14 protein-coding genes are annotated in these 14,100 nt (G+C 53.3%); 11 read left to right on the top strand and 3 right to left on the bottom strand.

Features of this window, described 5'->3' with window-relative positions:
• Positions 1-175: 175 nt before the first annotated feature.
• Positions 176-1,972, top strand: a complete 1,797-nt coding sequence (locus B2Z72_RS18175) for an acyl-CoA dehydrogenase C-terminal domain-containing protein (protein ID WP_297005472.1) — start codon at positions 176-178, stop codon at positions 1,970-1,972.
• Positions 1,973-2,148: 176 nt separating this feature from the next.
• On the top strand, positions 2,149-2,736 hold the full coding sequence (locus tag B2Z72_RS18170; protein ID WP_296984170.1) for a TetR/AcrR family transcriptional regulator: 588 nt from the start codon (positions 2,149-2,151) through the stop codon (positions 2,734-2,736).
• Positions 2,737-2,818: 82 nt separating this feature from the next.
• On the opposite strand, the gene B2Z72_RS18165 is transcribed toward B2Z72_RS18170, so the two are convergent.
• Positions 2,819-3,175, bottom strand: coding sequence for an HPF/RaiA family ribosome-associated protein (locus B2Z72_RS18165; protein WP_296984172.1), 357 nt, complete (start codon positions 3,173-3,175; stop codon positions 2,819-2,821).
• Positions 3,176-3,456: 281 nt separating this feature from the next.
• On the opposite strand from B2Z72_RS18165, the gene B2Z72_RS18160 reads away from it, so the two are divergent.
• The 6 genes from B2Z72_RS18160 (at position 3,457) to trpC (ending at position 8,907) form a co-directional block, all read left to right on the top strand.
• A complete protein-coding gene (locus B2Z72_RS18160) occupies positions 3,457-3,981 on the top strand; it encodes an opioid growth factor receptor-related protein (RefSeq protein ID WP_296984173.1) in 525 nt (174 codons plus the stop codon).
• Between the two features lie 67 nt (positions 3,982-4,048).
• Entirely contained in the window at positions 4,049-4,720 is a 672-nt protein-coding gene (locus tag B2Z72_RS18155; protein ID WP_296984174.1) for an HAD family hydrolase, read from the top strand.
• Positions 4,721-4,947: 227 nt separating this feature from the next.
• Positions 4,948-6,432 (top strand): anthranilate synthase component I, encoded by a 1,485-nt coding sequence (gene trpE / locus B2Z72_RS18150; protein ID WP_296984175.1) that lies wholly within the window; start codon positions 4,948-4,950, stop codon positions 6,430-6,432.
• 35 nt (positions 6,433-6,467) lie between these two features.
• Positions 6,468-7,061 carry an aminodeoxychorismate/anthranilate synthase component II gene (locus B2Z72_RS18145; protein WP_296984176.1) on the top strand — a complete coding sequence of 198 codons (594 nt, stop codon included), beginning with the start codon at positions 6,468-6,470 and terminating at the stop codon, positions 7,059-7,061.
• The gene (trpD, locus tag B2Z72_RS18140) at positions 7,061-8,107 is read left to right on the top strand and encodes an anthranilate phosphoribosyltransferase (protein ID WP_297005469.1); all 1,047 of its coding nucleotides are present in this window, start codon (positions 7,061-7,063) and stop codon (positions 8,105-8,107) included. The genes B2Z72_RS18145 and trpD overlap by 1 nt, the downstream gene beginning before the upstream one ends.
• Positions 8,107-8,907 carry an indole-3-glycerol phosphate synthase TrpC gene (trpC, locus tag B2Z72_RS18135; protein ID WP_296984493.1) on the top strand — a complete coding sequence of 267 codons (801 nt, stop codon included), beginning with the start codon at positions 8,107-8,109 and terminating at the stop codon, positions 8,905-8,907. The genes trpD and trpC overlap by 1 nt, the downstream gene beginning before the upstream one ends.
• 73 nt (positions 8,908-8,980) lie before the next feature.
• Here the strand turns inward: trpC and B2Z72_RS18130 are convergent, their stop codons facing one another.
• Positions 8,981-10,528: a DUF3369 domain-containing protein gene (locus B2Z72_RS18130; protein ID WP_296984491.1), complete on the bottom strand. Its 1,548-nt coding sequence runs from the start codon at positions 10,526-10,528 to the stop codon at positions 8,981-8,983.
• A gap of 95 nt (positions 10,529-10,623) precedes the next feature.
• A complete protein-coding gene (gene crp / locus B2Z72_RS18125; protein WP_349676751.1) occupies positions 10,624-11,289 on the bottom strand; it encodes a cAMP-activated global transcriptional regulator CRP in 666 nt (221 codons plus the stop codon).
• A 177-nt stretch (positions 11,290-11,466) separates the two neighbouring features.
• Between crp and B2Z72_RS18120 the strand changes: the two genes are divergently transcribed.
• The 3 genes from B2Z72_RS18120 to B2Z72_RS18110 are packed head-to-tail and all read left to right on the top strand — an operon-like array spanning position 11,467 to position 13,921.
• Positions 11,467-11,889, top strand: coding sequence for an OsmC family protein (locus B2Z72_RS18120; protein WP_296984489.1), 423 nt, complete (start codon positions 11,467-11,469; stop codon positions 11,887-11,889).
• A 33-nt stretch (positions 11,890-11,922) separates the two neighbouring features.
• Positions 11,923-12,714, top strand: a complete 792-nt coding sequence (speD, locus tag B2Z72_RS18115) for an adenosylmethionine decarboxylase (RefSeq protein ID WP_296984487.1) — start codon at positions 11,923-11,925, stop codon at positions 12,712-12,714.
• 7 nt (positions 12,715-12,721) lie between these two features.
• Positions 12,722-13,921 carry an MFS transporter gene (locus tag B2Z72_RS18110; RefSeq protein WP_296984485.1) on the top strand — a complete coding sequence of 400 codons (1,200 nt, stop codon included), beginning with the start codon at positions 12,722-12,724 and terminating at the stop codon, positions 13,919-13,921.
• Positions 13,922-14,100: the final 179 nt, after the last annotated feature.

Below are 14,100 nucleotides of genomic sequence, written 5' to 3'. Positions count from 1 at the left end.
TGAGTCCTGTTTTGCATTTATGCTGCTAAGTAAAAACCGCGTTAATGCGCGGTTTTTACTTATGTCGGACTGGGAAATCTGGCCTGAATGGTTAAAATAGCCGCGTTTCCTGTCTCCGATGGACATGATAATGAAAACGGGTAGCTCTAATCCCGGATAAACATGAGGTTGAAACATGGCAGAATATAAAGCCCCACTGCGCGACATGCGTTTCGTGCTGAATGAAGTGTTTGAAGCAGACAAACTCTGGTCCTCACTTGCCGGTCTGGAAGGTGCAGTGGACGTAGAAACCGCAGAAGCCATTCTGGAAGAATGCGGTAAGATCGCCAGCCAGGTTCTGGCGCCGATCAACCGTGAAGGTGATGAAGTGGGCTCTACCTGGAAAGACGGTGAAGTTACTGCCGCTCCTGGTTTCAAAGATGCCTACCAGACCTACTGCGACGCAGGCCTGAATGGTCTGGGTGGTAACCCGGATTTCGGTGGCATGGGTATGCCGAAAACTCTGGTTGGTCAGGTTGAAGAGATGATTCAGGGCGCCAACATGTCTTTCGGTCTGGCGCCAATGCTGACCGCCGGTGCCTGTCTGTCGCTGAATGCTCACGGTTCTGACGAGCTGAAAGAAAAATATCTGCCGAACATGTACAGCGGCCAGTGGGCCGGTGCCATGGATCTGACCGAGCCTCACGCCGGTACTGACCTGGGTATTATCCGTACCAAGGCGGAGCCACAGGCGGACGGTTCTTACAACATCACAGGTACAAAGATCTTTATTACCTGGGGTGAGCACGACATGGCGGAAAACATTATCCACCTGGTGCTGGCCAAGCTGCCGGATGCACCGGCGGGTCCTAAAGGTATTTCCCTGTTCCTGGTGCCTAAGTTCATGGTGAACGAAGATGGTTCTCTGGGGGAGCGTAATGCCATGGGTTGTGGGTCTATTGAACACAAAATGGGTATTAAAGGTTCTGCTACCTGTGTGATGAACTTCGACGGCGCCAAAGGCTGGCTGGTCGGTGAAGAAAACAAAGGTCTGGCCTGTATGTTCACCATGATGAACTACGAGCGTCTGGGTGTGGGTATTCAGGGTATTGGTGCGGCAGAAGCCTCCTACCAGAACGCTGTTGAATACGCCCGTGACCGTATCCAGAGCCGTGCACCGACCGGTGCTGTGGCAAAAGATAAAGCGGCTGATCCGATCATTGTTCATCCGGACGTGCGTCGTATGCTGCTGACCTCCCGTGCTTTCACTGAAGGTGGCCGTGCATTCTCGACTTACGTTGCCAAGTGGCTGGATATCGCCAAGTTCTCTGACAATGAAGATGAGAAAAAGCACGCTGACGCTATGCTGGCGCTGCTGACACCGGTTGCCAAAGCCTTCCTGACGGATAACGCGCTGGAATCTGCCGTTGCCTGTCAGCAGGTATTTGGTGGTCACGGCTTTATCCGTGAATGGGGCCAGGAGCAGTATGTGCGTGATATCCGTATCACTCAGATCTACGAAGGCACCAACGGTATTCAGGCCCTCGACCTGATCGGTCGTAAAGTGGTTGCTAACAACGGCGCGTTCTACAAGCTGTTCGAAGCCGATATGAATGACTTTATCGCTGAGCATGCCGGTAACGAAGCGGCTGCAGAGTTTATCGAGCCGCTGAAAGCCGCTGTCGAGAATCTGAACGACCTGACTCAGTGGGTGATGGATCAGTCTGCCTCCAACGCCAATGAAGTTGGCGCGGCATCGGTTGAGTACCTGATGGTATTCGGCTACACCGCTCTGGCTTACATGTGGGCGAAGATGGCGGTCGTTGCTCTGACTCATGCTGATGACACATCTGGCTTCTACAAAGCTAAAGTGGGCACTGCGCGTTTCTACATGAAGCGTCTGCTGCCTCGTTACATTGGTATGAGTGCTGCTGTGAAAGGCGGTGCGGATCCTCTGTATGAGCTGGACGACGAGATGTTCGAAACTGCCTGAGGCTTTTCGCATCGATAAAAACCGCCTTCGGGCGGTTTTTTTATGGCCTTTTCTGGTTCTGCAGGCTTGACGGCCGTTCAGTCTGGTAGACGTATGTCCAAAAGGCTTTGTGTGATGCTTCTGAAATAATAAAAACAAAAAAGGACCTGCTGCTTCTGAATGGCAGCCTGACAGTTATGCCCCAGGATCTTGATAAGCGTGTCGAACGATCACGCCGCCTGCTGATGGAAACCCTGCTGCAGCTGATGTCGGAAACGGCATACAGCAAAATTTCCGTGGCCAACATCTGTGAGCGTTCCGGCGTAGCCCGGCCGACCTTCTACCTGCATTACCACTCCAAAGATGATCTGCTGAAAGGGTACATCGAGAGCATGTTCATAAAATTTTATGAGCAGGTTGAAGACTATCTGGTGCGCTCAACTCAGGCCGACCCGGTGATTGCAGAGATTATGTTCCGCCAGTGGTCAGACAATGCAGGGCTGGCGCAGCTGCTGGTTGGCAACGATGTCGAAGCTTTGGTGCTGAACGAATTCAAGCGTTATGTGGCGCGTATTATGGAGCGTTATATCAGTGCCCATAACCTGTCGGTAAAAGAGTCTGCACGGATGAATTATGTGGTCGACTTTATCGCCGGCGCATCCTTTGCGGTGATCGTACGCTGGGTACGGGAAGGGTTTCCTGTGGATGCCCGGGAGATGGGCCAGCTGTATGCCAGCCTGGTCAGACCCGGACTGCTGCAGGTGCTGCTGATGGGTAAACTCTGACGGCTGGTATGGGTGTTTTGCAGGACAATTTTGCAGAGCAATAAAAAAGGGCCTCAAGGCCCTTTTTTATTGCAGTTAAGTCTTATGACACGGCACTGTTGCCGGCCCGGCGACTCTTATCAATACGCTTGTTGTGGATCTGGCGGACTTTGCGCAGGGCTTTGTCGAAGGCATCGGTGACGGCCAGATACATGTCTTCATGTTCCGGATTGTCGTGGTTGTCACGGGTGATGGCAACGGTTTGCCCGGGCAGACCGATCTCCAGGGATACGTGGGCCAGCTTACCTTTATAGCTGTGGTTGTGCGGCATGGCGACAACGGCCCTGACTCCGGTGATTTCATCGAAAGTCGAGGTCAATTTGCCGGCTTTGTCACGGATGTGCTGTTCGATAGCATCGGAGTGACTGATGTCGCGGAAGCTGATTTCCAAACCTTTCATAGCGTCTCCTTAAGAGTCCAAAGAGTCCTTGCCACTTATACCTGCAGTGGCATCAGGCCCCTGGTTGATATTTCACCGGAACAGTTTCCGGTGAACGGGTTGGTCATTTCAGATTACAACAGTAAAACAAAACTTCAATCGATCCAGGTCAAAAATTGTCAGGGCTTTTAGGTGACAAATCCTCACTGGAATCTGCCTGCCTGCTATGCTGAATATGACCCCGGAAAAAGGTGTTTGGTTCGGGGGTTTTTCTGATCGAAACCAACGGATGGGCTTATTCTATGCATCCTCTTACAGCCTTCTACAGCGGCCAGGGCACAGACCACAGGGGGCGCAGCTTTAACAGTATTCTCGCTTTTCCGGATACTGAGCTGGAAATCTGCCACGATTACATTCAGTGGCTGTTTCCGCTGCACGAACCCAGTCCCTACAACCCGGAAGCGCCGGTCGTCACGGATGAGGTCATTGCGGACTTTCGCCATAACGCCGAGCTGCAGTCGCGCATGCATCAGGCTTTGCAGCGTATGTTGACGTTTCTTGGCATGGTGATGCGTGAATCCCCCCAGGGATTTGAACTGGTGTTACCAACAGACATCTGTGACCGTCACTGGCTGGTGCCAGAGAACCACAATTTCCGGCGCATCAGTCGCATGCTGGCATCGCTGAAGCTGATGGGGCTGGATACGCAGGCGCACGCGCTGTGGCAGGGATTGCAGGTACTGGCTTTGCGCTGCGAAGGCAAAATCACCCCGGCAACCCTGACCTACTGGCGTTTGGCGGCCATGCGCTTTGATGACTCCATGTGATATGGGGCTTATACCGTCACTGTGATATTCTGACCGACCTGACATGGACCAGACTGGCGGACGCAGAATGCGGGTTTACGATGTTCCCGTCGTATTTTTTGACCTCGATGACTCCCTGATAAATAAAGACGCTAACAGTCTCTGGATTCGCTGGCGGGTAAAGCGTGAGCGCTGGGCCGTCGTCGAGGCCATGCTGGCGCTGGCCTCGCTCTACCGCGCATACAAAAAGGGCCGTGTGACTCACGGCCGCCTGTCGAATTACTACCGTACCCGCACCCGCGGCATGACCCTGGAAGAGTATCAGATTCATGTTGAGCGCTTTTTTACTGAGCGCGGCCAGCTGCATATTTATCCACAGGCAGCCTCTCTTTTATTTGCCTACCGACGCAAGGGGGCGGAGCTGGTGATGATCACCGGCGCGGATGATGTCGTGGCCAGGGCATACGGTAATGCGCTGGGCATCAATAATGTCATCAGTAACCGGCTGAGTACGGAAAATAACCGTATCGTCGGTCTGGAAAAGCCTATGTGCTATGGCGCCGGTAAAGTCGATCTGGCGCGCCAGTTTCTGACCCGCCGCGGCTGGTCGTTTGAAGACGCCGCTTTCTATTCAGACAGCCATGCGGATATTCCGTTACTGGAAGCGGTCAAACAGCCGGTTGTTCTTAATCCCAGCGACGAATTGCGCTCGGTGGCACTCGAACGTCACTGGCCTTGCCTCGACTGGCGCTCAGAATAGGGCTGTATGCGTGGAAAGACAGGTCCTCTGTCTTGCCGCTCAACCTGCATACCGTTATAGTTCTGCCTATCTCTAAATCCTGTAATTAACGGAGCCTGCGGTGTTTTTCCAATATAACCGCCCCCTGCAAAAGGGTCAGAACCTGACCTGTCGATGGTGTTAAGCGCTGTTCAATCTCTGACCGGCCGCTCAGGCTATCTATCGCGCTTAACAATCTGAAGGTAATTATGACTCCGCAACAATTTGCTGCTCTGGCTGAACAGGGCTTTAACCGCATCCCCGTGGCCCGCGAAGTGCTGGCTGACCTTGATACTCCTCTGACCACTTTTCTCAAGCTGGCGAATGCGCCATACAGCTATCTGCTGGAATCGGTGCAGGGCGGCGAGAAGTGGGGCCGTTACTCCATGATCGGTCTGCCATGCCGGGAAATTCTGACCATCAGTGGCCATGACATCACGCTCACCCGTGACGGCGACATCGTTGAACAGCACAGCGTGGAAGATCCACTGGCGTTTGTCAGTGAGTTCCAGCAGCGTTTCCGTGTGGCCAATGTTGATGGCCTGCCGAAGTTTGATGGTGGTCTGGTCGGTTATTTTGGTTACGACACCGTGCGCTACATTGAGCCGCGCCTGAAAAATTCCTGTCCGAAGGACGAGCTGGGCACCCCGGATATTCTGTTGATGGTGTCTGAGGAAGTCGTGGTATTCGACAACCTCAGCGGCAAGCTGCACTTAATTGTGCTGGCAGACCCGGCGGAAGATAACGCCCATGAAAAAGCTGAACAGCGTATTCATGAATTGCGTCAGCAGCTGCGTGAACCATACACAGGCCCGATCGGTAAGCCGGTTGAAGCACCTGCTGAAGTCACCGAAGCTGATTTCCGCTCTTCCTTTGGTGAGCAGGAATTTATGGACGCGGTTGAACGCATCCGTCAGTACATCTTCGCCGGTGACATCATGCAATGCGTTCCATCGCAGCGCCTGACGGTACCTTATGGTGGCGATCCGGTGAATATTTACCGTGCGCTGCGTACGCTGAACCCATCGCCTTATATGTACTGCATGAATCTTGGTGACTTCCACGTTGTGGGTTCTTCACCGGAAATTCTTGCCCGTCTTGAAGATGGTGAAGTAACCGTACGGCCGATTGCCGGTACCCGCGTGCGCGGTGCCACCGAAGAAGAAGATCTGGCACTGGAGCAGGAACTGCTGTCGGATCCGAAAGAAATCGCTGAACACGTTATGCTGATCGACCTTGGCCGTAACGATGTTGGCCGCGTGGCGAAAACCGGTGAAGTGGAAGTGACCGATCAGATGGTCATTGAACGCTACAGCCACGTGATGCACATCGTGTCCAACGTGAAAGGCAAAGTAAAAGACGGTATCGGCGCCATGGACGTGCTGCGTGCAGCGCATCCGGCCGGTACTTTGAGTGGCGCACCGAAAATCCGCGCCATGGAAATTATTGATGAAGTGGAGTCTACCAAGCGCGGCGTTTATGGCGGTGCGGTGGGCTACCTGAGCTGGAGCGGCAATATGGATATGGCCATTGCCATCCGTACCGCAGTGATTAAAGACGGCAAGCTGAATATTCAGGCTGGCGCCGGGGTGGTTGCGGATTCTGTACCGCGGCTGGAATGGAAAGAAACCATGAATAAAGGCCGCGCTATGTTCCGCGCGGTTGCCATGGCGGAAGCCGGACTGGACCAATAACCACACATTCAGGCGTAACGCCGCAGGAGTCAGCAATGTTAGTCATGATCGACAATTACGATTCATTTACCTACAACGTCGTGCAGTATTTTGCCGAACTGGGCGCTGATGTCAGAGTCTTCCGTAACGACGAAATTACCGTCGCTGAAATTGAAGCGATGAACCCGGATCAGCTGGTGGTTTCCCCGGGACCTTGCACGCCTAATGAGGCGGGTATCTCGATGGAAGCCATCCGCTACTTCGCTGGTAAATTACCGATTCTGGGGATCTGTCTGGGACACCAGAGTATTGGTCAGGTTTTCGGTGGCGATATCGTTCGCGCCGGCCAGGTGATGCACGGGAAAATTTCTCCGGTGCATCATAACAATACCGGTGTCTTCGCAGGTCTGAACAACCCTTACAACGCCACTCGTTATCATTCCCTGGTGATTGATAAAAACACCATCCCTGACTGTCTGGAAATTACCGCATGGACGGAAAATGAAGACGGCAGCATGGAAGAAATTATGGGCGTGCGTCATAAGGAATTAGCGATCGAGGGCGTGCAGTTTCACCCGGAATCTATCCTGACCGAACACGGTCACGATCTGCTGAGAAATTTTCTGGAACAGAACAAAGGGGATAAATAATGGATATCAAAACCGCACTGGCCCGCGTCGTTGAGCGCCAGGATTTATCCACTGAAGAAATGATTGATGTGATGCGCCAGATTATGACCGGTGAGTGCGATGATGCTCAGGTGGGTGGTTTTCTGGTGGGTTTGCGTATGAAGAGTGAAAGCATCGACGAAATTGTCGGTGCTGTCACTGTGATGCGTGAGCTGGCAACCGGCGTAAAAATCAAAGCGGAACACGCTGTAGATATCGTTGGTACCGGTGGTGATGGCGCCAATTTATTTAACGTTTCCACCGCATCCTCTTTTATCGTTGCGGCTGCAGGCGGAACCGTGGCGAAACATGGCAACCGTGGTGTGTCGTCCAAATCCGGCAGCGCTGATTTATTGGAAGCGGCTGGCGTTAATCTGAATCTGAACTCAGAACAGGTTGCCCGCTGCATCGATGAACTGGGCGTTGGCTTTATGTTTGCGCCATCGCATCACAGTGCCATGAAGCATGCTATTGGCCCGCGTAAATCGCTGGGTATGCGTACCATCTTTAATATTCTCGGACCTATGACCAACCCGGCGGGTGTAGCCAATCAGGTTATTGGTGTGTTCAGTAAGGCCCTGGTGCGTCCGGTGGCTGAAGTGCTGCAGCGCATGGGAGCCGGCCATATTCTGGTGGTGAATTCTCAGGATGGACTGGACGAAATCAGTCTGGCGACCACCACCTATGCCTGTGAATTAAAAAATGGTGAACTGAAAGAATACGAAATGAAGCCAGAGGATTTCGGTATTCAGTCACAGGTTCTGTCCGGACTGGATGTTGCCGATTCTCAGGAAAGTCTGGCGCTGATTAAAGATGCGTTAGGTAAGCGCGAAACGACTGCCGGTATCAAAGCGGCTGATATGCTGGCACTGAATGCCGGTGCCGCGATCTATGTTGCCGGTCTGGCCAGCAATATGAAACAGGGTGTTGATATGGCGCAGGACGCAATTTACTCCGGACTGGCGCTGGAAAAACTCAATGAGCTGGTGAGCTTTTCACGCTTTCTGGCGGAAGACGAAGCAAACTGATGAATACTCCAACCATTCTGAAAAAGATTCTGGCCACCAAAGCGGAAGAAGTCGCTCTGCGCAGCAAGACTCTGCCATTGGCAGAGATAAAAGCCCAGGCGCTGGATTGCGATCCGGCTGAGCTGCGGGGTTTTTACAATGCGATGCTGGCCAAGGTCGAAGCGGGAAAGCCTGCGGTTATTGCTGAAGTAAAAAAAGCGTCACCATCCAAAGGCGTTCTGCGTGAGCACTTTGTGCCGCAGGAAATTGCAGAGTCTTATGAAGAGGGCGGGGCGGCCTGTCTGTCGGTTCTGACTGACCGTGATTATTTTCAGGGGCATGAAGACTATTTAAAAGCGGCCCGTGCTGCCTGTTCCCTGCCGGTTATCCGCAAGGATTTCCTCGTTGATCCTTATCAGATTTACGAAGCCCGTACGATTAACGCTGACTGCGTCCTGCTGATCGTCGCTGCGCTGAGCAAAATGCAGCTGCAGGATCTGGAAGGTATTGCTCATGAATGCGGTATGGATGTGCTGGTAGAAGTGCATAACGAAGAAGAGCTGCACACTGCTCTGACACTGAATACGCCGTTATTGGGTATCAATAACCGTAATCTGCACACCTTCGAGCTGACACTGGAAACCACATTTAGTCTGCAGCAGCAGGTTCCGGCGGATAAACTGCTGGTAACGGAAAGCGGTATTCTTACTCCGGATGACGTTGCCGTTATGCGTGAGCGCAATATTAATGCGTTCCTGGTGGGCGAAGCCTTTATGCGCGCGGAAAACCCGGGCGAAGAGCTGCATAAACTCTTCTTCTGACATCAGAGGTTCAGCAGACGAGCACAAAAAAGCAGGCTTTAAGCCTGCTTTTTTGTGCCTGTCATCTGGCATGTCAGTCCGGATGGTTAACGCGGATCTGCAGAATTTCGTCCATATTATCCATCATCAGAGTAACCAGCTGAGGATCAAACTGTTTGCCGGACTCTTTTTCGATCAGATTGATAATCTCATCGTCCGGCCAGGGTTCTTTGTAGCAGCGCTTACTGCCCAGCGCATCAAACACATCTGCCAGCGCAGTGATGCGCCCGGCAATATGAATCTGTTCACCTTTCAGGCCACGGGGATAACCGCTGCCATCCCAGCGTTCGTGATGCTGGGCGGCAATAATGGACGCCAGCTGCAGAATCCGCCGGTCTGATTTACTGAGAATATCGGAACCAATCTGGGCATGCTCCTGCATCACGCTCCATTCGCTGGCGTCGTGTTTGCCCGGTTTATTCAGAATATGATCCGGAATGGCGATCTTACCGACATCGTGCAGAGGCGCGGCCAGTTTGATCAGTTCGGCTTCGCGTTCTGACAGGCCGCATTTGATCGCCAGCAGGCGGGAGATCTGAGCCACACGTTTTACGTGGGCGCCGGTTTCCCGGGAGCGTTGTTCTACGGCTTCGCCAAGCATGTACACCAGCTCGCGCTGAGTCTCGATGATCTCTTCGCGCATCAGCAGGTTTTCATAGGTGATAGCGACGTTGGTGGCGTAAATTTCCAGCAGCTGTTTGTCGAGATCGGAAGGTTCTTTCTGATAGGTCACGAACAGCAGGCTTTCACTGCCACGCTCGGAAGCAAAATAGCCAATGTAGTGGTTAGCCAGATACTGGCTTTTGCGTTCCTGCATGGCCAGTTCAAAACCTTCACGGACATGCTCCGGAATATTGTCGAAATTTTCTTCATCACTGAGCTGCTGCATTTCACCGGTGGCTGCCAGTACGCGGAAACGGTTGCCACCAAGCAGGGCATCAGTACGGTTAGTGCTGGAGCAATACAGCGCGCTTTCTTCCAGTCCGAGCAGATTCGTTACCTGAGACAAAACAGCAGAAGCAAACTGGCCAATAGCACCGGTACTGAAGACTTTGGCGGAGGCCATAATCACCCGTTCCAGCCCGCGGCGGTGTTCGTTCAGGGTACAGATGTCGCGGTAGCTGCGCAGCGTGGCGTACATTAGTGTGTTCAGTTTGGTGGTGGTCAGTTCCGTTTTGTCTTTGTAGTCATTGATATCGTAAGTACGGATGACTTCATGCTCCGGTGCCTGACCAGGCTGACCGGTGCGCAGCACAATACGGGTATAGCGATTGTTCAGTTCTTCACGAATGTAACGGGATACTTCCAGTCCGGCGTGATCATCTTCCATCACCACGTCCAGCAGGATCATTGCGATATCGTGATTGGCGGCCATGATCTGGCGGGTTTCTTCACCACTGTAGGCACTGAGCAGTTCCAGGCGGCGACCATCAAACTGGAAGCCGGAGAGAACCATGCGGGTGATGCGATGAACATCCGGCTCATCATCGGCGATCAGAACGCGCCAGACGTTATGACTGGCGGGGACTGCGGGGGAATCAGAAAACACATCGTCGTCGGCGAACAGCATATCATCGGCCATGTCGGGCGGCTCCGTATCTTTATAATCTCGACAGCGCCCCGGCAGTGTACGCGGAGCACTATCAGTTTAGATCACTCCAGCGTTATATCCTCAGATTATTCTGTGCGGCGGGGAGGTGCCGGGCGGCGGGCGCCGAAAACGACCATGGTTTTACCTTTCACGGACACCAGGCCTTTTTCTTCCAGGTCTTTCAGCACGCGACCAACCATTTCCCGTGAACAACCGACGATACGGCCAATTTCCTGGCGGGTAATTTTGATCTGCATGCCATCCGGATGTGTCATGGCATCCGGCTCTTTGCTGAGGTCCAGCAGAGTACGGGCGACACGACCGGTAACATCGAGGAATGCCAGATCGCCCGCTTTGCGCGTGGTGCGGCTCAGGCGATTGGCCATCTGACGGAAGATATAGAACATGAGCTTGGCATCCTGCTCCACCAGTTCACGGAACTTGGTGTAGCTGATCTCGGCAACTTCACATTCTGTTTTGGCTTTAACCCAGGCGGTGCGTTCCTGTTGTTCTTCATCGAATAGGCCCATTTCACCGAAGAAATCACCTTCGTTGAGGTACGCCATAACCATTTCACGGCCATCGTCATCTTCGATAATGACGCTTACCGACCCTTTTATCAGGTAATAAAGGGTATCGCTCTCTTCCCCGGCATAGATGAGGGTAGAGCGTGCCGGATAGCGGCGTTTGTGGCAGTGAGATAAAAAGTCGTCAAGGTGCTGATGCTTTGACGGCATTTTGGGGAGACTCATATCGGGCGTCCAATCCTGTGTTAGCCTAGATTATCACTCATTAACAGGCTGAGGTGAACCACCGCAGCGCAGAGAACATTAGGCGATTTCCGCCATCTTTTTCGGTACGGACGATTTATCCTGTCGGCTTCCCTGTGATAACCTCCGCCTCCTTTCCATTTTTATGCGGGGATGATGATGAAGGCAACAGTTAAATGGGTTGACGGCGCGATGTTTCTTGGTGAATCGGGCAGCGGTCACTCTGTGGTAATGGACGGGCCTGAAGATCACGGTGGACGCAATATGGGCGTGCGTCCAATGGAAATGCTGCTGCTCGGACTGGGCGGTTGTACCAGCTTTGATGTGATGAGCATTCTGCGTAAACAGCGCCTGGATGTAATTGATTGCGTTGCGGACGTAGAAGCCGAACGCGCAGACGCGGTTCCGAGTGTTTTTACCAAAATTCACGTGCACTTTCGTGTTACCGGTCGCAACCTGAAAGACTCCGCGGTAGAACGGGCTGTTAAATTGTCAGCTGAAAAGTACTGCTCTGCGTCCATTATGCTGGAACAGGGTGGTGTTGAAATTACTCACAGTTATGCCGTGAGTGAATTTGATTGACCGCCATCAGCGGTCACTAATGAGGATGAGCGATTGAACAATAAGTTGCGGCTTCATGGCTTCAATAATTTGACCAAGTCATTAAGTTTCAATATCTATGACATCTGTTATACCAACAGTGAAAAAGAGCGTCAGGAATATATCCGTTATATCGATGAGCTGTATAACGCTGATCGTTTGACGAAAATTCTGACCGATGTGGTGGATATCATCGGAGCTAACATTCTTAACATTGCGCGTCAGGATTACGATCCGGAAGGTGCCAGTGTGACCATGTTGATTGCTGAACATGAAGTTCTGCCCAGCGAAGACCTGATGGAAGAAAAGCCAGGTCCTCTTCATGACGCTGTGGTTGCTCATCTGGACAAGAGCCATGTGACCGTGCACACCTACCCGGAAAGTCACCCGCAGGGTGGGATTTCGACCTTCCGCGCGGATATTGATGTGTCGACCTGTGGTCTGATCTCACCACTGAAAGCACTGAACTATCTGATTCACAGCTTCGATTCTGACATCGTGACCGTAGACTACCGTGTACGTGGTTTTACCCGTGACGTTGACGGTGTTAAGCATTACATTGATCACGACATTAATTCGATTCAGAATTACCTGACCGAAGATACACAGAACGCCTATCAGATGATTGACGTGAACGTGTATCAGGAAAATACCTTCCACACCAAAATGCTGCTCAAGGATTTCGAACTGGATAACTACCTGTTCGGAGAGGGGGTTCAGTCTATGGTGCCGGAGGAGCGTCAGGCGGTTGAAGAGAAGCTGCGCAAAGAAATGCTGGAGATTTTCTACTCGCGCAACATGCCCTGAGGCCTGAATGCCGTTGATTGTCCGCGGCCTGATGGTCGCCCAGGCGCTGGCACTGAGTGCCGCGCCGCTCCTGATTCTGGTTGGTGGCCTGATTGGTCACCAGCTGCACCCCGATCCCCGTTTTGCCACCCTGCCTGTTGCTGCCATGATCTGTGGTACTGCCTTTGCAGCACTGCCTGCTGCCCGGTTGGCGCAGCGCTTCGGTCGTCGCCGTTTATTTATTCTGGCCATGTTCAGTGGCGCTCTGTTCAGTCTTTGTGCGGCACTGTCTGTTGCCCAGCACTGGTTCACCGGCTTCACTCTGGCTGCTCTTGGCATCGGCGGAGTGAATGCGGTTGTGCAACAGTTCCGCTTCGTTGCCATGGATGCCGCTGATGCCGGCAAGGCGCCGCTGATTGCTGCCCGACTGTTGCTGGCCGGACTGGTGTCAGCGTTTCTTGGCCCGGAGCTGACCCGGTTGAATGACTGGTATCCACCGCTGGGTGAGGGGGCAGCCTTTGGCGCGCTCATCGTCTGTTATCTGCTGGCGGCCATGATTCTCAGCTGGATTATGCCGCGAACTGTGGTGGTCAGTGCGCAGGTTGCGGAGGCCGGGCGCAGCTGGTCTGAGTTACTGCAACAACCGGCATTACCACTGGCGATTCTGTCTGCGGCCTGTGGTTATGGGGTGATGGCCTACGTTATGACCGCGACACCGCTGAGCATGACGCAGGGCATGGGCTATCCGCTCAGCGATGCGAAGTGGGTGATCCAGAGTCATATTATGGCCATGTATCTGCCATCCCTGCTGTCGGGTCAGCTGATTCAGTGGCTGGGTTTCCGGCGCATGATTTTCAGCGGTGTGCTGGTGATGCTGGCCTGTCTGTCTGTGGCCTGGTGGGATCAGAGCTTCCTACACTATTGGCTTGGGCTGGTACTGTTGGGGCTGGGCTGGAATCTGTTGTTTGTTGCCGGCACGGCATTGCTGCGGCGCTGTTACCGGGCGGAGGAAGCCGGTCGGGTCGAGGGCATCAACGATATGCTGGTGTTTGCCTGTCAGGCCTTCGGCGCGCTGGCATCCGGCAGTCTGGTACTGCTGCTGGGCTGGAAGGGCATGCTGTTGACGACGCTGCCAGCCCTGCTGTTACTGCTGTTGGTGCTGTTACGAACACCGCGCCGCAGTCTCAGCGCCGGCGCTGAGGCTGCTCAGGGTGCTGATCAATCCTGATCGGCTGGCGCTGCGGACGCAGGGCGTTACCCTGCACGAATGAATAAATGCAGAGGCAGGCTGCGGCACTGAGCAGCAGGCAGGATAATACGATATAGGCAGTCATGGGTTTCTCCCGTAAAGACCGGATGATTCAGCTTAGAGGGTAGGTGAGCTGCAGAAAAATACTGCGGCACTCG

Origin of the sequence: Thalassolituus sp. UBA6592 (assembly GCF_002433655.1) — a bacterium.
Lineage (GTDB): Bacteria > Pseudomonadota > Gammaproteobacteria > Pseudomonadales > Oceanobacteraceae > Venatoribacter.
The sequence above is the reverse complement of the archived record's forward strand: the minus strand, read 5'-3'. Positions and strand labels throughout refer to the sequence as shown.